Annotated in this window: 22 protein-coding genes and 1 tRNA gene; 14 read left to right on the top strand and 9 right to left on the bottom strand. The window is 36.2% G+C overall.

All coding sequences use genetic code 11. The annotated features are described in order from the left end of the window. Positions 1–7: 7 nt before the first annotated feature. Complete coding sequence (locus EG346_RS10645) at positions 8–1,420, top strand: efflux transporter outer membrane subunit (RefSeq protein ID WP_123878543.1); 1,413 nt, start codon at positions 8–10, stop codon at positions 1,418–1,420. A 61-nt stretch (positions 1,421–1,481) separates the two neighbouring features. Here EG346_RS10645 and EG346_RS10640 read toward each other — a convergent pair whose 3' ends face one another. The 3 genes from EG346_RS10640 to miaA form a co-directional block, all read right to left on the bottom strand. Further along, positions 1,482–2,090 (bottom strand): hypothetical protein, encoded by a 609-nt coding sequence (locus EG346_RS10640; RefSeq protein WP_228423724.1) that lies wholly within the window; start codon positions 2,088–2,090, stop codon positions 1,482–1,484. Positions 2,091–2,128: 38 nt separating this feature from the next. After that, entirely contained in the window at positions 2,129–2,299 is a 171-nt protein-coding gene (locus tag EG346_RS24800) for a hypothetical protein (RefSeq protein ID WP_164466105.1), read from the bottom strand. Positions 2,300–2,441: 142 nt separating this feature from the next. Next, a complete protein-coding gene (gene miaA / locus EG346_RS10635; protein WP_123878540.1) occupies positions 2,442–3,353 on the bottom strand; it encodes a tRNA (adenosine(37)-N6)-dimethylallyltransferase MiaA in 912 nt (303 codons plus the stop codon). A gap of 131 nt (positions 3,354–3,484) precedes the next feature. Between miaA and EG346_RS10630 the strand changes: the two genes are divergently transcribed. The 4 genes from EG346_RS10630 to EG346_RS10615 all read left to right on the top strand — a co-directional run bounded on the left by EG346_RS10630 (position 3,485) and on the right by EG346_RS10615 (position 6,591). Beyond that, a complete protein-coding gene (locus EG346_RS10630) occupies positions 3,485–4,342 on the top strand; it encodes a YicC family protein (protein ID WP_073334398.1) in 858 nt (285 codons plus the stop codon). A 70-nt stretch (positions 4,343–4,412) separates the two neighbouring features. Beyond that, entirely contained in the window at positions 4,413–4,976 is a 564-nt protein-coding gene (gene gmk / locus EG346_RS10625) for a guanylate kinase (RefSeq protein WP_123878538.1), read from the top strand. Between the two features lie 113 nt (positions 4,977–5,089). After that, on the top strand, positions 5,090–6,109 hold the full coding sequence (nadA, locus tag EG346_RS10620; RefSeq protein WP_123878536.1) for a quinolinate synthase NadA: 1,020 nt from the start codon (positions 5,090–5,092) through the stop codon (positions 6,107–6,109). Next, positions 6,109–6,591 (top strand): hypothetical protein, encoded by a 483-nt coding sequence (locus EG346_RS10615; RefSeq protein WP_123878534.1) that lies wholly within the window; start codon positions 6,109–6,111, stop codon positions 6,589–6,591. The genes nadA and EG346_RS10615 overlap by 1 nt, the downstream gene beginning before the upstream one ends. 48 nt (positions 6,592–6,639) lie before the next feature. Here EG346_RS10615 and EG346_RS10610 read toward each other — a convergent pair whose 3' ends face one another. Further along, positions 6,640–6,834 (bottom strand): bacteriocin-like protein, encoded by a 195-nt coding sequence (locus tag EG346_RS10610; RefSeq protein WP_073334394.1) that lies wholly within the window; start codon positions 6,832–6,834, stop codon positions 6,640–6,642. A gap of 62 nt (positions 6,835–6,896) precedes the next feature. Then, the gene (locus tag EG346_RS24795) at positions 6,897–7,067 is read right to left on the bottom strand and encodes a bacteriocin-like protein (protein ID WP_164466103.1); all 171 of its coding nucleotides are present in this window, start codon (positions 7,065–7,067) and stop codon (positions 6,897–6,899) included. Between the two features lie 361 nt (positions 7,068–7,428). Here EG346_RS24795 and thrA point away from each other — a divergent pair, with 361 nt between their 5' ends. The 7 genes from thrA to EG346_RS10575 all read left to right on the top strand — a co-directional run bounded on the left by thrA (position 7,429) and on the right by EG346_RS10575 (position 14,555). Further along, the gene (gene thrA, locus EG346_RS10605; RefSeq protein ID WP_123878532.1) at positions 7,429–9,879 is read left to right on the top strand and encodes a bifunctional aspartate kinase/homoserine dehydrogenase I; all 2,451 of its coding nucleotides are present in this window, start codon (positions 7,429–7,431) and stop codon (positions 9,877–9,879) included. Positions 9,880–9,889: 10 nt separating this feature from the next. Beyond that, positions 9,890–10,816 (top strand): homoserine kinase, encoded by a 927-nt coding sequence (locus EG346_RS10600; RefSeq protein WP_123878530.1) that lies wholly within the window; start codon positions 9,890–9,892, stop codon positions 10,814–10,816. 10 nt (positions 10,817–10,826) lie between these two features. Beyond that, positions 10,827–12,140 (top strand): threonine synthase, encoded by a 1,314-nt coding sequence (gene thrC / locus EG346_RS10595; protein WP_123878528.1) that lies wholly within the window; start codon positions 10,827–10,829, stop codon positions 12,138–12,140. Beyond that, positions 12,137–12,508 (top strand): dihydroneopterin aldolase, encoded by a 372-nt coding sequence (gene folB, locus EG346_RS10590; RefSeq protein WP_073334391.1) that lies wholly within the window; start codon positions 12,137–12,139, stop codon positions 12,506–12,508. The genes thrC and folB overlap by 4 nt, the downstream gene beginning before the upstream one ends. Positions 12,509–12,537: 29 nt before the next feature. After that, positions 12,538–13,896 carry a DUF4403 family protein gene (locus EG346_RS10585; RefSeq protein WP_123878526.1) on the top strand — a complete coding sequence of 453 codons (1,359 nt, stop codon included), beginning with the start codon at positions 12,538–12,540 and terminating at the stop codon, positions 13,894–13,896. Between the two features lie 23 nt (positions 13,897–13,919). Next, positions 13,920–14,426, top strand: a complete 507-nt coding sequence (locus tag EG346_RS10580; protein ID WP_123878524.1) for an RDD family protein — start codon at positions 13,920–13,922, stop codon at positions 14,424–14,426. A gap of 58 nt (positions 14,427–14,484) precedes the next feature. Further along, positions 14,485–14,555 (top strand) — tRNA-Cys (locus EG346_RS10575). A 578-nt stretch (positions 14,556–15,133) separates the two neighbouring features. Here EG346_RS10575 and EG346_RS10570 read toward each other — a convergent pair. From EG346_RS10570 to EG346_RS10560, 3 genes are all read right to left on the bottom strand, one after another. Continuing rightward, entirely contained in the window at positions 15,134–15,394 is a 261-nt protein-coding gene (locus EG346_RS10570; protein ID WP_123878522.1) for a SemiSWEET family transporter, read from the bottom strand. A gap of 562 nt (positions 15,395–15,956) precedes the next feature. Beyond that, positions 15,957–16,247: a hypothetical protein gene (locus tag EG346_RS10565; RefSeq protein ID WP_123878519.1), complete on the bottom strand. Its 291-nt coding sequence runs from the start codon at positions 16,245–16,247 to the stop codon at positions 15,957–15,959. Between the two features lie 34 nt (positions 16,248–16,281). After that, a complete protein-coding gene (locus EG346_RS10560; RefSeq protein WP_123878517.1) occupies positions 16,282–17,733 on the bottom strand; it encodes a serine hydrolase in 1,452 nt (483 codons plus the stop codon). A gap of 1,009 nt (positions 17,734–18,742) precedes the next feature. On the opposite strand from EG346_RS10560, the gene EG346_RS10555 reads away from it, so the two are divergent. Then, complete coding sequence (locus EG346_RS10555) at positions 18,743–19,570, top strand: glycosyltransferase family 2 protein (protein WP_228425792.1); 828 nt, start codon at positions 18,743–18,745, stop codon at positions 19,568–19,570. A gap of 508 nt (positions 19,571–20,078) precedes the next feature. Here EG346_RS10555 and EG346_RS10550 read toward each other — a convergent pair. Beyond that, a complete protein-coding gene (locus EG346_RS10550) occupies positions 20,079–20,525 on the bottom strand; it encodes a hypothetical protein (protein WP_123878515.1) in 447 nt (148 codons plus the stop codon). A gap of 250 nt (positions 20,526–20,775) precedes the next feature. Here EG346_RS10550 and EG346_RS10545 point away from each other — a divergent pair, with 250 nt between their 5' ends. Further along, a complete protein-coding gene (locus EG346_RS10545) occupies positions 20,776–21,327 on the top strand; it encodes a YMGG-like glycine zipper-containing protein (protein WP_073334384.1) in 552 nt (183 codons plus the stop codon). Position 21,328: the final 1 nt, after the last annotated feature.

The raw sequence follows: 21,328 nt of genomic DNA, 5'->3' as shown, positions 1-21,328 counted from the left end.
TAAAACTATGAAAAGAATTAAGAATTTTATTCTCACCCTTATATTGGCTTTAGGCGCGGTTTCATGTGTGTCCAAACTGGCATACACGGAGCCGGACCTTCAGCTTCCGGAAAAATTCCAGTACACTGCTACGGCTGATACAGCAAGCGTTGCCAATCTGGAATGGAAAAAGTTTTTCAGCGATCCTATTTTACAGGGATTGATTGAAAAAGGAATTAAAAATAACTACGATCTTCAGATTGCTTTAAAACAGGTAGCTTCTTCACAGGAAAAACTGAAACAGGCAAAATATCTTCAGTACCCTGATGTAGGTTTTGGTGTTTCGGCACAAATTTCAAAACCTTCAGAAAACAGTATGAACGGGAAAAGCCTGAATTCATTTTTAGGTCAGAGTCACGTTGAAGATTATAATGCAGCATTCAATCTTTCGTGGGAAGCAGATATCTGGGGAAAGATCAAAAATCAGCAGGAAGTTTCAAGAATGCAGTATCTGCAGACTTATGAAGCTACAAAAGCAGTACAGACCCAGGTAGTAGCAGCTATTGCACAGGGATATTACAATTTATTAATGCTTGATAAACAGATCCAGATTGCCAAATCAAATCTGGAATTGAGCACCAATACCCTTTCCATTACTGAAAAAATGTGGCAAAGCGGAGATACCACTTCTTTAGGCGTTCAGCAGGCAACCGCTCAGAAACAGTTAACAGAACTTTTGATCACTCAATTGGAACAGAATATTGCCATTCAGGAAAATGCTTTGAGTATCCTTGTGGGTGAAAATCCAAATAAAGTCAACAGAACGATTGAAATGTCTGACACTTCTCTTCCCCAGAATATTTCCGCAGGACTTCCGGCAGCCATGGTAAGCCGTCGTCCGGATGTGCGTCAGCAGGAATTGGTTTTGCTGGAATCCAATTCAATGGTTGGGATAGCTCAGGCTAATATGTATCCTGCCTTGAAAATCACAGCAAACGGAGGAGTGAATTCATTTAAAATCGATAACTGGTTTCAGATTCCGGCATCTTTGTTCGGATCTGTATTGGGAGGAATTACTCAACCTCTTTTCCAGAAAAGACAATTGAAAACAGATCTGAATGTGGCTAAAATCCAAAGAGAGAAAAATGTATTGGCGTTCCGTCAGTCGGTTTTAAATGCTGTGGGTGAAGTTTCCGATGCTTTGGTGTCTAACGAAAGCCTAAAAGTTCAGGAACAAAAAGCAAAAGAACAGGTAACCACGTTGAAAAACGGAATAAAAAGTGCAGAAATGCTTTACAAAGGCGGTATGGCCAATTACCTGGAAGTAATTACAGCTCAGGGGAATTCTCTGCAGGCTGAACTCAATCTTGCTTCTGTAAAAAGACAGAGACTAAGCAGTATTGTAGATCTTTACAGAGCTCTTGGTGGCGGTTGGAAGTAGTAAATTTAATTATATTGTTTTTAGTGCGGTCTCTGATTCAGGGATCGCATTTTATTTATTTTTAAGGAAATTTAGCTGTTTCTCTAGGGATGAAAAACCCTTTGATGCAATTCAAATTTCTGATACAAATCTGGATGTGGTTTTTAGTTTGTATGCCAGCCCCTTCATAGGCTGGCCCACCTTCCGTAAAAATTCCTCTGGCAGTATCAAATCTCCTGATCTCGCTAAACCCTTTTTCCTCTTCATCTCTTTTTATTGCATCCTCAATTTTTTGATGCAGATATTCTATGACGGCACAATCAAGTTCTCTTAATACTAAATCCTGGTGGGCATCTCTCTTCACATCCTTATTCTGGGGTAATTTTTTTCCTGTAAATTCTAAATCAGTTTTAAGCAGTTCATAATAATCACATAATACCCCAATAAACTGAGAGTCTGTGAAATCCAAACAATAATCTAACTGATAAATTACTCCAACCACAGACGGATTGGCTACAGTACCTCTTTCAAGTTTGTCTTCAGCCCATTTTAATGCTCTTTCAAAATTATTTTCCCATACATAAAAACCATTCCCTAGCCAGTCAAATTTTTCCTGACTTTTTTTGATTTTATTAGGATTATTAACCAGTTCGTTTCTAACAGACTCATCGCACCCATGAAATCCAATCATTAAATTTGGACGGCTACTGTAAAGCATTAGAAAGAATATTATTTAGTGGAAACAACTCTTTTTAAATTACTGTATGTGCCAGTAAAATTTTCATTCTTGGTAAGAATTTTAGCAGACTGCAAAGAGGTTAAAATCTTGGTTCTATCCTTCTTCTCGGCTCTTATACTTTTAGCCAGAGCCTTTAACAATTTAACCTGATTATTTTCCATTTTCTTTGCTTTTGATTGTATAAATATAAATCCGATATCTTTTATCAGAACAAAGTAACAGTTTTTTTTAATATAAAACAACACAAAAAAAACACGAACCACATAGAATATCAATGGGTTAAACCATAATATTTATAAAAAATTATTTTTCCTGTTCAGAGATCCACTGAAGCAGCTCTTCAAAATCTTCCTGTGAATAGCCCAATTGCAGATAATGAATATCATCAGCTTTCCTGTACCATGTCAGCTGGCGTTTTGCGTATCTTCGACTGTTTTTTTTGATCTCAGAAACGGCAAACTCAAGATCCCATTCTCCATCAAAATATTTGAACAATTCTGCATATCCAACCGTTTTCAAAGCTGTCAGATCTTTAAATTCCTCCAGAAATTCCGCTTCTGCCAAAAGTCCTTTCTCCATCATGACCTCTACCCTTCTGTTGATTCTGTCATACAGATCTTCTCTGGACGCTTCAATTCCTATCCGGATCACATTGAAATCTCTGGAATCCTGTGAAACAGCGATCTGCTCGGAATATTTTTTATTCGTCTGCCAGATCACATCAATAGCCCGTAAAAGTCTTCTGTGATTGTGAAAATCTACCACTCCGAAATACTCGGGATCGAGCTCTTTCAAAATCTGCTGAAGTTTTTCGATTCCTTCCGTGTCAAAGATTTCCTGTAACTTTTTCTGATTGTTTTCATCAGCTTCAGGCAGGTCATTCAAACCTTCAATAACCGCTTTTTCATACATCATACTTCCACCTACCAAAATGACGGTGTCATGATTAACAAAAAGTTCATTAAGTTTTTTTAAAGCATCTTCCTCATACTGACCGATAGAATAGTATTCTTTAACTGAAAGATTCCCAATAAAATGATGAGGTGCCTGTGCCAGTTCATCTTCCGAGGGCGACGCCGTTCCTATTTTCATTTCTTTAAAAAACTGACGGGAATCACACGAAATAATTTCCGTATTGAAATGGTTGGCCAGATCAATTGCCAGTCTCGTTTTGCCTATTCCAGTGGGTCCTACAACAGAAATCAAATTTTTCATATGTAGTTTATTTATTTGTTTTTTAAAGGTCATATGGAATCTAAAATCTTCCTCATTAATTGTGGTTTCCAAATCACTGCGATTTCACAGTGCTAATTTAAATGTTTATCTTTGTACAACAATAAAAAACTATGATTTTATCAATGACCGGATTCGGCAGAGCCGAAGGTGTTTTTGAAGGTAAAAAGATTTCAATAGATATTAAATCATTGAACAGCAAAAGCTTTGATTTAAATATCAAAGTTCCTTTACGTTACAAAGAAAAAGAATTCGAAATCAGAAAAATCCTTAATGACAGAATTATCCGTGGAAAGGTAGACTGCTACATCAATCTGGAGAACCTTGAGGAAACTAATGATGTGAAGATCAATAGAAGCTTAATTGATTCTTATATCAATGAACTTCGCAACATCGCTTCTGACGGACCAGACTTTGAATACCTGAAAATGGCGGTAAGACTTCCTGATGCGATCACATCCAGACCAGACGAGCTTACGGAAGGTGAGTGGGAATCTTTAGCGAAGATCGTTCATGCAGCGGTGGATCGTTTTATGGAATTCAGAAAGACGGAAGGAGGAATCTTACACGAAGAACTGGCCAGAAATATCCAGAATATTGATAAATATCTTGCTGAAGTCATTCCTTTTGAAGAAGAAAGAATCATTGCAGTAAAAGAACGTTATCAAAAATCTTTGAAGGAATTCGAAAATGTAGACGAAACCCGTTTCTATCAGGAAATGGCTTATTTTACGGAGAAACTTGATATTGCAGAAGAAAAAGTAAGACTTACCCAGCATTTGAAATATTACCAGGAAGTAATGGACAATGAAGATTTCAACGGAAAAAAACTTGGTTTTATTTCTCAGGAGATCGGAAGAGAGATCAATACTTTAGGGTCAAAAGCCAATCATGCAGAAATCCAGAAACTGGTAGTCATGATGAAAGATGATTTGGAAAAAATTAAAGAACAAACGTTAAACGTATTATAGACCATAGACCTATAGACAGGAGATCATAGATTTTATTCTTGTATCTCTAATCTAAAAATCTCTAATCTAAATGAATAAAGTTATCATATTTTCAGCACCATCCGGGAGCGGGAAAACTACATTAGTAAGGCATTCTCTGGAAACATTTCCTGAACTGGCATTTTCAATCTCATGTACGACAAGACAGCCGAGAGGAAGTGAAGCTCATGCCGTGGATTACCATTTTTTGAGTCCGGATGAATTCAGACAGAAAATAGCGGAAAATGCTTTTGTAGAATTTGAAGAAGTGTATACTGATAAATATTACGGTACTTTAAAATCTGAAGTGGAAAAGATCTGGAATGCAGGAAAGGTCGTTATTTTTGATGTGGATGTAAAAGGAGGAATTTCTTTAAAAAAATATTTTGGAGAGAAAGCCCTGTCCATTTTTATTGAACCACCTTCCATAGAAGAATTGGAACGAAGATTGATCTCCAGAAATACGGATGATGCAGAAACCATCCAAACCCGGGTAGCAAAGGCAGGAGAAGAAATGACCTATGCGAAAGAGTTTGACAGGATCGTCATCAATGCCGATCTTGACATCGCAAAAAGAGAAATAGAAAGTTTAATAAAAAAATTTATTGGGAATTAAGAGAGGAAAGAAGGAAGATGGAAGTTTGAAGAACAATTACAATTCAAGCTACAATTTTCTAACTTCTAATTTCTAACTTCTAATTTCTGATGAGCAAAAAAATTGAGGTTGATATGAGTACCGAAACATTAGAAAAAGCTAAATCTGCAATTCCTGTAAGAGGATTTCTGGATATCAAAGATATAGTGATTCCTCAAGGAGAAGAATTGGTGAAAGCTATTCTTAAGCTTAAGGAAGAAAAAAATGCAGTAATCCTTGCCCATTATTACCAGCCGGGAGAAATTCAGGATATCGCCGATTTCCTGGGAGATTCTTTACAACTGGCAAGACAGGCTAAAGATACCAATGCAGACATGATTGTATTCTGTGGAGTCCATTTCATGGCAGAAGCCGCTAAAATTCTGAACCCGACTAAAAAAGTAGTTCTTCCGGATACCATGGCCGGATGTTCTCTTGCAGACGGTTGTTCAGGAGAAGGTTTGAGAAAAATGCGTGAACAGCATCCTAATGCGCTTATCGCTACCTACATCAACTGTAATGCTGAAACTAAAGCAGAAAGTGACATCATTGTGACCAGCTCAAACGCTGAAACAGTGATTGAAGCCCTGCCGAAAGACCGACCGATCATCTTTGCTCCTGATAAAAATTTAGGAAGATATCTATCTAAAAAAACCGGTCGTGATATGATCCTTTGGGATGGAAGCTGCATCGTACATGAAGCATTTTCTATGGAAAGAATTGCGCAACAACTAGCAGAAAATCCTGACGCGAAAATGATTGCCCATCCTGAAAGCGAGGAAGCTGTATTAAAACTGGCTCACTTCATCGGTTCTACTTCTGCCCTGTTGAATTTTGTAGAAAAAGACGATTGTCAGAAATTCATTATTGCCACTGAGGAAGGAATTCTTCATGAAATGAGAAAACGTGCTCCACACAAAGAATTGATTCCCGCTCTTGTATTTGACGAAAGCTGTAACTGTTCGGAGTGTTTCTATATGAAACGTAATACGATGGAGAAGTTGTACCTGTGCATGAAATATGAACTTCCGGAAATCCTTATTGACGAAGAACTTCGTTTAAGAGCTTTGAAACCCATTGAGGCAATGCTGGATCTTTCGAAGTCTATCAAATAATGAAAAAAATATTTTTACTATCTCTGTTATTTGCTGGCAGTCTCTATTTTTCTCAGAACTATAAAGAAACAGTGATCAAACAGGCCACTGAAATGAGGAAATATTTTATGGAAAAAAATTATAACGCGTACAGTAATTATGTGGACGATGGCGTTATAAAAATGTTTGGAGATAAAAAGAAAATGATCAGTACATCAGTAGATGCTGTTGAAAAAATGAGTAAGGCAGGATATACTTTTAAAAAAGTAAACTTTTCTGATGTTTCTGATATTGTTCATACTAAAAATGAACTGCAAACAGTAGTTCATCAAAGAATAGAAATGGAAACTCCTAAAGGTAATATCTTAGGTGATTATTATCTGATAGCTATTTCAAAAGACAATGGAAAACTTTGGAAATTTATAGACACTTCAGGGAAAAGCATTGAATCAGTAAGAAAATATTTTCCCAACTTAAGTCCTCAACTTTATATTAAAAAATAATTAATCTAAAAGTAAAAAATAAGCACTGTTTTCACAGTGCTTATTTTTTTAAAATGGTCCAAAACATAAATAATCTACCTTTACCCGTAATTTACAGCACTCCGGTAAAGCGTTAAAATCATCACATGATTTTGGGTAATCCGGTCCTGGTCCATAAGGTCCGGAAGGACAGTTTTCAAAACAGGCGCTTCCTCCATTAACCGATTTTAGATTTTCTCTGTTTAATTTTCTCAGATTTTTCATAGTAATTTGTTTTAGCTTATCAATAAGATGACAGTTCATGAAAAAGATGCAAGCATCATTAATTACACCATTGGAGCATAGCAGGTACCACCAGGTTTTCTCCAGCAACCCCAGGCGCCGCCGCCACGGAAACACACATAGGCTGCTCCACCGCATGTTTCAATCTGAAACTCTGTAAATCCACCATTAATCTTACTTTTCTCTTCTCTGGAAAGCTTTTTTAAATTTTTCATACTAATTTTATTTTGGTTTAGTACTTAAATATAGATGTTTTACCAGACAAAATAAAACTTTCAGCAAAATTATCTCTCTCAGTAATGAATTAAAAACATCAGAACATCCACCAAAATAATTTTGCTGTCTCAAAATAATTTGTACATTTGTCTCGTAAAGAATGAACTTTCTAAGAAACATATCAGCCATTTCTCTACCGGAATTACTTATTTCGGGGCTATCTTCTGTTTCTACATCAACGATTACAACTACAACAACTACCCCTTAGCGGGGTACATTTTCACATATCATTTCCTACGCCCGTACTCTTTTTTTAGAGAGTCATTATTTCGTTTTACCCCAACCTCAAATACCTATTGGATGAAAATCTTAAAATTCGGCGGTACATCAGTCGCCAACGCCCGGAATATTCTTCTGGCAGAAAATATGATCAAAAAAGAATCTTTGCACAACAGAATTGTAGTAGTAGTTTCAGCTCTTCACGGAGTTACGGACAACCTGATAAAAGCGGCAGAGTATGCTTCTGTTAAAGATGAAAATTATCTTCCGCTCATCAAAGATCTTGAAGACAAACACCTGGATCTCGTCAAAGAACTGCTCCCCGTTTTAGAACAGAGTGCATGGCTGAGCTTCGTTAAAAAACATTTCAATGATATGGAAGATATCTACAACGGAATCTTTGTATTAGGTGAATTTACAGATAAAATCAGGGACAGGATTACTTCATATGGGGAATTTCTTTCTTCAAACATAATCGCCGCCAGATTTCAATATGAAGGATTAGACGCTATATGGATGAATGCTGCTGAACTGATCAGAACTGACAGCAATTTTGCCAATGCAAAAGTAGATTTTGATACCACTGAAGAAAATTTGAAAAATTATATTACCAGTCATCAAAATCAGATTATAGTGGCACCCGGTTTTATTGCTAAAGACCAGCATGGTAATATGACAACATTAGGCAGAGGCGGATCTGATTATACCGCAGCTATTATTGCAGCAGCTGTTTCGGCTGAAGAACTCCAGATCTGGACCGATGTAAGCGGTATGATGACTGCAGACCCGAGATTGGCATCCAACGCCAAACCCATTCCTGAGATTTCTTATCATGAAGCCATGGAACTTTCCCATTTTGGTGCTAAAGTGCTCTATCCTCCATCCATACAGCCAGTAATGGCCAAAAATATTGATCTTAAGATCAAAAATACTTTTGATCCCGATGCTTCCGGAACTTTGGTATCCCATCATCTGAACAGATCAGCAGACCAACAGCAACAGGCTGCGGCAGGAGTTTCCAACATGAGTCATATTGCTCTGGTAACTTTGGAAGGCAGTGGAATGGTCGGTATTCCCGGAATCTCGGCAAAACTTTTCCAGTGTCTAAGCTTTGAAAAAATAAATATCATTCTTATCACTCAAGGTTCGTCTGAACATTCTATTACGATTGCTGTTAATGAAAAAGATGTATTTCATGCCGAAAATGTTGTCAATGCTTCTTTTGAAGACGATATAAAACTATACAGAATGGCCCCGGTAAAGATAGAAACCGGATTATCTATTGTTGCGCTGGTGGGCGAAAATATGAAAAACAGAAGTGGTATCTGTGCCAAAATGTTCGGATGTCTGGGGAACAACGGGATTAATATAAGAGCTATTGCTCAGGGATCTTCAGAAAGGAATATCAGTATCGTTATCTCGGAAAAAGATACCAGAAAAGCAGTGAATGTTCTTCACGAGGAATTTTTTGAATCAGAAATCAAGCAGGTCCATCTGTATCTCTGCGGAACCGGAAATGTAGGATCAAAACTGGTTCAGCAGATCTATGAACAGAATGATTATCTGCAGGAAAATCATTTAGTCAATTTACGGATTGCAGGTATTTCCAACAGCCGGAAAATGTTTTTTTCAGACAAAGGAATTCCTGAAAGTGAGTTCACCAATTGGAGCGAAAAAGGTATTGAAGCATCAGTTCACGGATTTGCAAATGAGATTATCTCCCGAAATCTTCGAAATTCAGTATTTGTTGATGTCACTGCAAGTACATCTGTGCCGGAAGTTTATGAAGATTTATTAAAAAAAAGTGTCAATATCGTGGCTTGTAATAAAATCGCAGCCTCATCAGATTTTGAACACTATAAAAATTTAAAAAATACGGCCCGGAATCATAATTGCAATTTTCACTTTGAAACCAATGTAGGCGCCGGACTTCCTGTTATCGGAACGATCAATGATCTCATGAAAAGCGGGGATAAAATTACCTCTATTCAGGCAGTACTAAGCGGAACCTTAAATTTTGTTTTTAATCATTATGATGGCAGCAGAACCTTTTCAGAAGTCGTAGCCCAGGCTCAGAAGGAAGGCTATACAGAACCTGATCCGCGATTGGATCTTACAGGAACTGATGTGGCAAGAAAGATTTTAATTTTAGCACGGGAAGCTGGATATGCACTTCAGTTTGAAGATATTGAAAATGAAAGTTTTCTTCCTGAAGAATGTCTTCAGGGAAGTGTAGAAGACTTTTACAACAAGCTTACTGAATATGAGAATCATTTCAAAAGTTTATTGAATGCTGCTCAAAAAGAAGGTAACATTTTAAAATACACTGCCGGTTTCAAAGACGGAAAAGCCAAAGTCGGACTTCAACACGCATCTCCGGATAGCGATTTGTACCATCTTTATGGTAAAGATAATATTGTCATCTTTAAAACTTTGAGGTATTCTGAACAGCCTCTTGTGGTAAAAGGTGCTGGTGCAGGAGCAGAAGTAACTGCCAGTGGTGTTTTTGCAGATATTATACGATCCGTTTAAAATAAATAGTATGAAAAAAATAAAAATAAAAGTTCCCGCTACCGTCGCCAATCTGGTTTGCGGATTTGACATCCTGGGAATGGCAATTCATGAGCCTTATGATGAAATGGAACTGAAATTACTGGACACTCCCGAAATCATTATTAAACATGAAGATCATTTCGGGCTTCCGGAAGATCCTTCTCAAAATGTAGCCGGTGTAGTGCTCCAAAACATCCAGAAACATTTTCAACTGACCCAAGGTTTTGAAGTAACGATCCGCAAGCATATAAAACCGGGCAGCGGGCTCGGCTCCAGTGCAGCAAGTGCCGCCGGAGCTGCCTTTGGGGCTAATGCTTTATTAGGAAATAGTCTGTCTGATGAAGAAATGATCCACTTTGCGATGTTCGGGGAAGAACTTGCTTCAGGAGTGCGCCATGCAGATAATATTGCCCCTTGTATTTATGGCGGCATTACATTAGTGAAGTCCTCCTCTCCTATTGACATTATTCCTTTGAGTACACCGGATCTGTTTGTCGTTGCCGTACATCCGCAAGTGGAGGTAAAAACTTCCGATGCCCGTCAGATTTTAAAGAAAAATGTTCTTCTGAAAGATGCGGTAGAACAGTGGGGAAATATCGCGGGATTAGTGGTAGGAATTCTTAAAAATGATATTCCTTTAATTGGAAGAAGCCTTAATGATGTCATTATAGAACCCATAAGAAGCATCCTGATTCCTAAATTTGACGAGGTCAAAATGAAAAGTTTGGAAGCTGGTGCCCTGGGAGGCGGAATTTCTGGTTCGGGACCTTCAATTTTCATGCTGGCGGAAAAAAAAGAAACGGCTGAACATATTGCCCGGCTGATGAAATCGGTGTATGATGAGATTGAGATCGAGAGTTTTGTATATGTCTCTAAAATAAATCCGGCAGGGATTGAAATCGTTGAAGAACAATAAATTAAACAACATGAATTATTATAACTTAAAAAATAAGCAGGAAACGGTTGATTTCAAAACGGCCACTATAAAAAGCCAGGGTAGTCAGAAAGGACTTTTCTTCCCGGAAACGATTCCTCATTTTGATGAACATTTCATTAAGCATCTTCATTTGTATTCTGATGAAGAAATTGCTTTCAGATGTATGAAAGATTTTATAGGCGATGACATTCCGGCGGAAGTCTTAAGGACCATTGCAGCAGAAACCGTTGGTTTTATGATTCCTTTAAAAAAAATCAGTGAGCAGATATCTATCTTGGAACTCTTTCATGGGCCTACATTGGCTTTCAAAGACGTGGGCGCCCGGTTTATGAGCAGATGCCTGTCTTATTTTCTGCAAGATCAGGATAAAAAAGTAACCGTTCTTGTCGCTACTTCCGGTGACACGGGCGGAGCTGTTGCTCATGGTTTCTATAACATTCCCGGAATTAATGTTGTTATTCTTTATCCTAAAAACAGAGTGAGCCCGGTTCAGGAAAAGCAACTTACAGCCTTGGGTGGAAATATTACTGCGCTGGAGGTTAAAGGAAATTTTGATGACTGTCAGAAGATGGTAAAACAAGCTTTTTCGGATGAAAGTATTAATGCGGAACTGTTTTTAACTTCTGCCAATTCTATTAATGTCGCGAGATGGCTTCCTCAGCAGATTTATTATCTATTAGCTTTAAAACAATGGCAACAAAAAGAGAGTACTGATCCTGTCATCTGCGTTCCAAGCGGAAATTTCGGGAATATCTGTGCCGGGTTTCTGACTTATTTCCGTGGACTTCCTGCAGACCACTTTATTGCTGCCTGCAATGAAAATGATGTCGTTCCTGACTATTTAAAAACCAATCAATACCAACCTAAGAAAGCCTCAGCCACTTTATCCAACGCTATGGATGTTGGTGATCCAAGCAATTTTACGAGAATAATGGAACTTTTCGGACATCAGTTTGATACGCTTAACAATATGATCACCGGCTATTCAATAGATGATGAATCTACCCTGCAAACAATCAAAAAAGTTCATGAGAAATACGGATATATTCTGGATCCTCACAGTGCTGTTGCTTTTGCTTCTCTAGAAAAATATCTGAATGAAAATCCGGGTAAAAAAGGATTTATACTGGGAACAGCACATCCGGTAAAATTCCCTGAAGCAGTAGAAAAAGCAGCCAATATTAAGATTGAGATTCCGGAAGCATTGAATAATCTGATGAAAAAGGAGAAAAAAACTGTAGAAATTCCTGCAGATTTTGAAGAATTAAAACGATTTTTGCTGAATCAAAACCAGGAACAATGAGCAAGATCTTTCTTGAAGATGTAAAAATATATGCCTACCACGGTGTCCTTCCCGAAGAAAATATCATCGGTACCTATTATATTGTAAATGCGGAACTGCACACGGATCTTTGGAAAGCTGCCGAAACGGACGATCTGAATGATACCATAAGCTATGCGGATATCAACGGGATCATTCATGAGGAAATGGCAATACCATCAAAATTACTGGAACATGCAGCAGGAAGAATCACCATGAAAATCCATGAAAATTTTCCGCAAATTTCCTATATCAAATTGAAGATCACCAAAACTTCTCCACCGATGCAAGGTGAAATGAAAGGCGCAAGCATTGAACTGGAAAGAAGCTTTAAACCCGGAGAACTGTAAATTTTTATTTCACAAAAAACATAAAGAAATTGAAATCCATCAAATTATTATTTTTATTAAGCTTTGCCGTAGTTTTCGGCCAGACTGTAGCTGATACTCCAGCCTATAATTTTCCAAAGATCAGGTCCTCCATTACAATGCCGGTAACCATTCCGCTTTCGGAGATCAGTAATATGATCAATGCTTCAGTGAAAGATCTGGTATTCCAGGACGATTCGTATACGGATAACAATAATGACCAGTTTAAGGTAAAGGTATGGAAAACCCGTCCTATCCGATTGGTAGGAGGAACCAGTCAAAATATTCTGATCGAAGTTCCGTTAAAAATCTGGGCTGAAAAAGGGATCGGTACTTTGGGAGTGTACTCTTATCAGAATACAACTTTTGAAACGGTGATGTCTTTTAATACTACGGTGAGTTTCAACAATAACTGGACGATCTCTACCAATACACAGCCTAACGGCTTCAGATGGGTAACAAAACCTGTTCTTGACTATGGCAAAATACAGATCCCTATTACTTCTCTGGTAGAAAAAAGTCTGAAAGAGCAGCAGGGAAAATTTGCCAAAACGATTGATCAGCAAATGAATACCCAACTAAATTTCCAACAGTACGCCGTCATGGCATGGAATGTTTTTTCGCAGCCTTTTAATATTTCAGAGGAATACAATACCTGGTTGAAAATAAGCCCGGTAGGCGTCAATATCACTCCACTGAAATTCTATGGCAATGAAATCACGACCAACATCGGAATGGATATTTACTCGGAAACATTTACTGGAAGTAAGCCTGCAGCATCAGCAACAGTAAAATCAGCCGGTAACTTTAATGTCATTCCTGTTTTAGCTGACAAATTTCTCCTGCAAACCACCGCCAATGTTCCTTTTTCAGAGGCAACGAATATTGCGAGAAATATGTTCATGAACAAAGAATACGATGTAAGGGGTTCTAAAGTAAAAATCAAAGACATCAGGGTTTATGGTTCCGAAGGAAGAGTCATCGTTGAAGCTGAAACAGAAGGTTACGTAAATGGTAAAGCGCTCATTTCAGGAATTCCGGTGTATGATGAAACGAAAAAGAAAATCGTACTCTCCAATACCAAGTTCAATCTCAGGACTGCCAATATTTTACAGAAAACTGTTACTCTCCTTTTTAAAGGAAAGATCGTGAAAATGATCGAAGATGAATACGGAATTCCTACTCAGGATCTGGAACTGGCTTCAAAGAAAAGTATTGAAGAAGCATTTAATAAAGAATATTACAAAGGTTTAAAAATGAATGGAAGGGTCTACAACCTGAAACCTGGCAGCATTCTTCTCAACGACTCAGGAATCACTGCGGTGATTGAAACGAGTGCTACTTTAAAACTAATCATCAACGGAATTTAAATTAATAAAAACTAATATTTATCATGAGAAAATATCTGGCAATTGTCGACAGACACAAAGCCACATCCGGCACCCGTTTTATTAACTTATTATTAGACCGACTTTTTATACAGGTCATTTACTACGTCTTCTTTTTTATTGTTGGAGTAGGCTACGCCGTAGTATATGGAGAGGGATTTGATACAGAAAGTGCCAATCAAAGTTTTATGTTTAAGCTGATCACGCTTCTAACGTACCTCACAATATCCTTTTCATATTTCTTTTTTATGGAATTTTATCTTGGCAAAACCATTGGCAAATATATTACCGGAACTGAAGTGATCAGTATAGATGGAAATAAACCTACCGCCGGACAGATTATAGCCCGTACCTTTTCACGTGCAGTACCTTTTGACTCGCTATCTTTTTTAGGAAATAACGGTTGGCATGACAGCTGGAGCGATACCAGAGTCATAAAAGGTAAAAACTATGTTACTGAAAGACAATCGAAAGAAGAAATTAACAGCATTGGAGCGAAAGAAATGAGTTAAAAATTTTTGTTCATTAATAATTTTTGCTATATTTGCACACCTCAAAAATGGTAAAAATGGTACTTTGGCCGAGCGGCTAGGCAGTGGTCTGCAACACCATCTACAGCGGTTCGAATCCGCTAGGTACCTCTTAAAACCTCTAATTAAATAATTAGAGGTTTTTTTTATTGATTATTTCCAGATCATTTGACTTTAAGTGGTGATAATGACAAGTCTCCCTATTCCGTTTTTTTAAATAGTATGCAAGGTTCTTTTTTCATTGAGATCCTACCACGGCCGTCATCAAAAACAGGATAGTGTAATATAATAAATCGTGCTATATATCACTGTCATTCTTTCAATAATATATTTTAAAGGTGGGAGAATTAATAAAAAAAACTTCCCACATATCAGGGAAGTTAAAAGATTTAGGTGTGATGATGTCATCACTAAGATTATCAATTCAAATATAGGTGATTTATTTTATAATTAGTATGATTTAGATCATAATTTTAGTTTTCGCTATTTAAACCATAAAAAAAAGTCTCCCGGGGCACGGGAGACGAAAGTGTAAATTTTCAGAAATGAAATATATTATAAAGTGATGGTGATTTCTTATAACCAAACGGTATGCCGTTTCGGGTTGTACATCCACAAATCGTGACTTTTGTGGTATCTTTTTTCCAAAACCAGAAAGCTTTCACGAAGATTCCCATAAAAAACCGATATTATAATGCAGTAATGAAAGCGAAAAATCCAAAAAATATTCCCGGAGAATTGGCTACTACAATAGGCCAGTCTTTCTTAGGCTTCTTAACAAATCCATAAGTAACCCAAAGTGTACAGTTTATTGCCGCCACCAAAGGCTGAAGCCAATCCCCTTTATCTCCGTTTAAATTGTGGGTGATTTGAGGAATATAAGAAAAGTACATCGCCATAGCGGCAACTGTTGCTATCCATCCCAATATCTGCATCGATTTTTCACTCATAACATTCTTATTAATAGTTAGCGATCAATAAGAGAAATTATTATGCCAAGCGTTTAATCCAATTTGTGTACAAAAAAAAATCAACACCTATAATTAATGATAATTTTCTAAACCTCAAATTCGTTTTAAACATGAATTAAGTACCAAAATAAATTGAGACTTTTTTTGAACATTGAGAAAACAGAAAAACACGCTTATCCATCAGACTTATCAGTGAGACATAAAAATATCTGAACTAGCACAAATTGTAAAACCATTCAGTCTGGATAAAAAAAATCCCCGAATTGCTTCGGGGATAAAAACTAATAACCATGAAAACTCAAATTAAACATGAGTTGCTTGATTATATTGAAAAATCGTACCAAAATGTAAAAATTTTGAAAATAATTTGATTTTTTTTTGAAAAAATTAATTGACCTGTACGTTTTACGCAGACATTGTCACGGTACCTTCTTACGTTATTGCTTCATTTACAAGCATTAACAACAACTTACTTACATTCTAAAGTTTCATCGTATTTTTTTTTCCTCAGAAAGCATTTTTTTCTTCAACTTTAAAATAATCACTGTTTTCCTAAAAATCTCAAGATCGATGACAGTTTATATAAATCATCATCTATCATTTCTCTTTTACCATTTAGAACATTTTGTAAAAATTGCCAATCATCTGTCAGACTTTCCATTGTTAAATCTTTAGGATCCTTATAAGTGTGATATAGTTCTTCATCCAGAACATTCCAATATAAATCTTGATCCAACACAAAAGTATTATGGTTGGAAGCATCGAGCTTATTCATTAACAAAAGAAGGATTTTCTTTAGATCTTCCTTTTCAATTTCTATTGTATTTTTCATTTGATAAAGTCAACTATAGCTGCTTTTAATAAGATTAGTTTTTCGTATTTTGAATCTGTTCCAGAACCTTTTTACCATTATCATTCGCAGGGTTAAGTTTTAAAGATTTTTTATACATCTTAATCGCTTCATTTTTATCACCCGTTTTTAACAGAACTTCACCATAGCTGTCGTAAACATTCCAACTGTCAGGAAATAAATAGACGTTGAGTTTGAAAATACCCAGGGCTTCTTTCTCCTGATTTGTTGTCAGCATTCGATAAGCCCAGTTGTTCAGTTCAAGTTCCTTTGGATTAAAGTCAGGATTTTGTTTTTTTTCCTTTTTGACAAAATCTACAGCATTTTCAAATCCAATCTTTTGCAGATTTTTTCTTAGGTACGTTAGTGGATCAGCTTTGATAATATCAGGAATATAGCAACCTGCAATCTCTTCTATAAAATCCTCAGGAGCACTCCCCCCTAAATTGGTTAATACAATGACTGCTAAATGATCATCAGGATAAACCAGTACAACAGATCTGTTACCACCCGACATTCCTACTGCCTTATGTTTTTTCCGAAACTTCGCAATCCCCCAGCCTCTTGCCCAATCTGTAGGATTTCCATTATTGAATTGACCAGGGGACCACATCAGATTCAAAGTTCCGGACTTTTGAAATAACTGACCGTTTTGTAAGGCAATAATCCAATTGCCCACATCTTCAGCAGTACTGTTAAGTCCTCCCGATGTACGGCTAAAATCCGGAAATTCATAATAATTATTAGTCAATTGACTCTCATTCAAATTTTTTCCATCAAAAAAACTTCTGTAACTGTAAGAAGGTGCATAGTGAGGAATAACATCTCTTGAGTCTCCAAATAAGGTATGTTTTAAACGGGCGGTTTTAAATTGATTTTCTTCAAAGAAAACAGCAAATGGCAAGTCAGTAACCCTCTCTATTATTTTACCTAATAAGTAATAATTGGTTTGATTATAACGGAACTGTTCCCCTTTTCTAAAGTCTAAAGGAATAGTTTTGAGTTTTTCCCAAATCGCTTTTTCTGCTCGTAAAGGTCCAATATTTCCTGTAACAGGGTCAAAAAGCTGTAAAATTTCCGGTAATCCGGAAATATGAGTTAATAATTGATCAACAGTTATCTTTTGCCACTCTACAGGCAAATCATTTAAATAGGTACTGATGGGTGCATTTAACTTTATCTTTCCCTGCTCAACCAATTGCATGATTGCAACACCCGTAAAAATTTTAGTGTTTGAATTGAGGGGAAAAATAGTCGTGTTGGTTACCGGAATGTTATCCTGTATATTTGAAAACCCATAGGATTTACTCAAAACAATTGTACCATTTTGAACTATAGCAATCTGTACTCCAGGAATGCGCCTCGTTTTCATTTCCCTATTAATAATTTCGTCTACATCTGCATTTACATTTTGCGCAAAAGAAGATACAGAAACGAGTAATGACATGATAAGAAAGTACATTTTCATGGTATATATTTTACCTATAAAACAACTGAAAATTAAATCTATTACATCCTTCCGCTAATTTAACAGAACGTTGAATTACTTTTGAACAATTATATTCATCTAATTTTTTACAGTTTTATCATTACAAAATAATGATTGAAAAAATAACAAAAAAAATCCCCGAATTGCTCCGGGGATAAAAACTAATAACCATGAAAACTCAAATTAAACATGAGTTGCTTCATGTATTGAAAAATCATGCCAAAAGTTTAAAATGGCAAAAAATACTTTATATATTTTTAAGAGTTATTATCTATTAAAAAAATCAGGAAGCGATAATGTATTCGGGTAAAACGAAAAAACTTCCCATAAATGGGAAGCTAAAGTATGATTATAAAGTGATGAAAATGTATAATGCTTTAATTTTCAATTCAAATATAGAGACATTATGACTTACTTTTTTATGACTAAGATCATATTAAAGTTTTCACTTATAAATTCTTTTCATCGGAACTATTCATCTTTTGATCAAGATCGCTCAAAATATGGAAAAAATTAAAAAGCCTCCCGAAGGAGGCCTCAAAAAACACAAATGATGAAAAAAATTTTTATAATCTATATAAAATTATCTATCGTTTAATTCTGTAGTCAAAATTATGATATACGATCTGTACATTTTATGAGTTGAGTCATAAAGTAAGTTTTTAACATATTTACTATGTCTAAATCTCACTGCGAGATTAAAATTTATAATCTTATTATTACCCTAAGTTCAATTTCGCAAAAGTATACGGACAATTAATCTTATCTACTCCTGTTTTCACTTTTACAGCTTAACAAACGGTATTCATTTACAGCAATTTAAAACTTTTCAACAATGGAATATTCGCATAAATAATCAATTATTTAAAACTATACCGAATCATAATCTTGTAATATAACAAAAATTTACCAAAAACAACTTGATCCAGATCATATTTTTCAAATAATATATTCTATAGTTTTACATTAAAATCTAATTCAATATAACGTGATAAAATTCTCTATACTTATAGCCAATTACAATAATGGGAGATACTTTAGGGACTGTTATAACTCGTTGATTAGCCAGACCTATCAAAACTGGGAAGTTATAATTGTTGATGATGCATCTACCGATGACTCTATGGAAGTAATTGAAACGATTATTAAAAATGATCCCCGTTTCAAGATGTACCGCAATGCCACTAATCAAGGCTGCGGATATACAAAAAGAGAATGCATGAAATATGCACAAGGAGAAATATGTGCTTATCTGGATCCCGATGATGCTATTTATACAGATGCCCTGGAGAAGATAACACAGGAGTTTGTAAAAAATGATATTACAGCAGCCTATTCCCAAATGATGCTCTGTGATGAAAATCTTAATCCGGATAAGGTATTTGCAAGTACAAAACAGATTTATAACAGCAGATTCTTTTTCAATTGCCCTACTCAGTTTGCTCATTTCTTCACTTTTAAAAAAGAAACTTACCTGAAAACTTCTGGTATCAACCCCAATTTAAAAAGCGCTGTAGATCAGGACCTTTATCTTAAGATTCTTGAGCACGGTAATGTCAAATATATAAAAGAGCCACTTTATATGTATAGATTACATGCGAAAGGTATTTCTCAACAGAGCTCCAAATCGAAAGCCAAAGAATCTTTTGCTAAAGTGATTCATGATACGATGAAAAGAAGAGGAATCAGAAAGATCAATAACAAAAAAGTTCCGGAAGTATATACCAACCCGCAGGAAATTTATGAGCTCCTTAATTATCAAACTCAAAGACTTCACCGCCTGATTAATAAAGTAAAAGTAACTCTAAATATATAATATAGTGCTTCTCAATGTTGAGAAGCATTTTTTTTATTTAATACAACCGACATAATAATAGAAATTCATTCCTGAAGTCCCCCCCTCTATCATGAAGGTAAAATAAAAGACCTCCCATTCAGGAGGTCTAAAAACACAAATGATGAAAAAAATCTATTTAGAAAAATCTAAACAGAATCCGTTGACAATTAACGTCTTAATATCTTCTTCTATTATATCTTTTCGAGTAAGGAAAATCATAACTGTAATACCAAAAGCCTGATTTATGATTTATTTTTTTCAGAATCATACAACATCCAAAAATAGCAAGCATTGATAAACAAATAAAATAATCATTTTTAGAATAAATGAATAGTCAAAGACGTCTATAATAAGTAGTTTTAAGTTTTTATAATGTTAAATTTAATAAACTCCAAAACAATGTGAATAAACTATCTGTATTCTAAACTGATGAAAAAAATCCTCTTTCGAGGATCTCCAAAATGGATACTTATTTTACCACAAAGTCTTATTCTGCCCAGGTAACAGGGATATATACCGTTACATATCCATCTGCATCTACCTGAGCATCAGATACAGTTCCAGTTACGGATCCATAGCCTGTCCAGCCTCCCTGTCCCTGCATCGCAGAAAACGTATAGCTCCCTGCAGGGATTCCCTCATAATATCCGGGAAGGGTCTGAAAGCCTCCACTGTAATAGGTATCATAAACCTCTCCCGTTACCGTATTCTCAGCCAGAAAGCTTCCCACATCATGATTACCCGAAAGGGTCTTGGTTCCGTCTAAAGAAATAAGACCAAACCTTACTTTATAAGTTTTCGTTTTTGAAACTTCTTTAGAGGTTTCAGAATGAGGCTGAGACTGAGCATCTGCCATGATATCATTATTTGAGCATGATAAAGCCGTAACCGACAAGGCTACAAAAGCCACTGTTTTAAAAATTGATATTTTCATATGAAAGTAATTTGGTATTCCAAAAGTAACCAATTCATATGAACTGAATGAAAACACTTAATTAACTAAAAATTACATTCCAGAACACCAGCTGGAAACAGAAACAATGCAGTCTGATTTTTTCACAAAAAGTACATTTATCTTAAAATATAATATTTTAACACTTCTTAACTGAATGTTGGCTTCATAATTGGAAATATACAGATAGTTGCCGCCGTTTGGGCTAAGACTACTTATTAAAATTTGAATTATGAAAAAGATAGTATTAGCAGGTTTTTTATCAGTCTTCTTAATGACAGCCTGCAAAAAAGACGACAGGACAGCTGAAAAATCACTGGAAGAACAGAAACTGGAATTCCAGGCCAGACAGCTTGATATAGAAAAACAAAAGCTGGCTATTGAAAAAGAGAAATTAGTATACGAGGCCCAGAAAAAGGTGGACAGCATCTCAGAAAGTAAAAAATCTCAGGCTGCTGCTGCCAGCAATTCAAAACCTAAAGTCATAAGAGAAACGAGAACCGTGTACAGAGACAGAGGATCTAACTCAAATTCTGGAGGAGGAACCTATGCTGATAACGGAAACAGCTCATCACAAGGAACAACCCAAAAGAAAAAAGGATGGAGCAAAGCCGCTAAAGGAACCGCTATCGGTGCCGTGGGTGGTGCCGCAGTAGGAGCTATTGTAGCGAAGAAAAACAGAGGTCTTGGTGCCGTAATTGGTGGAGTCGTTGGTGGTGCAACCGGTTATACAATCGGTAGAGCTGGTGACAGAAAAGACGGAAGAGTTCAACCGCGTAATTAAT

Origin of the sequence: Chryseobacterium carnipullorum (assembly GCF_003815695.1) — a bacterium.
In the GTDB taxonomy this organism is placed as follows: Bacteria; Bacteroidota; Bacteroidia; order Flavobacteriales; family Weeksellaceae; genus Chryseobacterium; species Chryseobacterium carnipullorum.
Note: the sequence above shows the minus strand (reverse complement) of the source record. Positions and strands in the feature narration are given on the sequence as shown.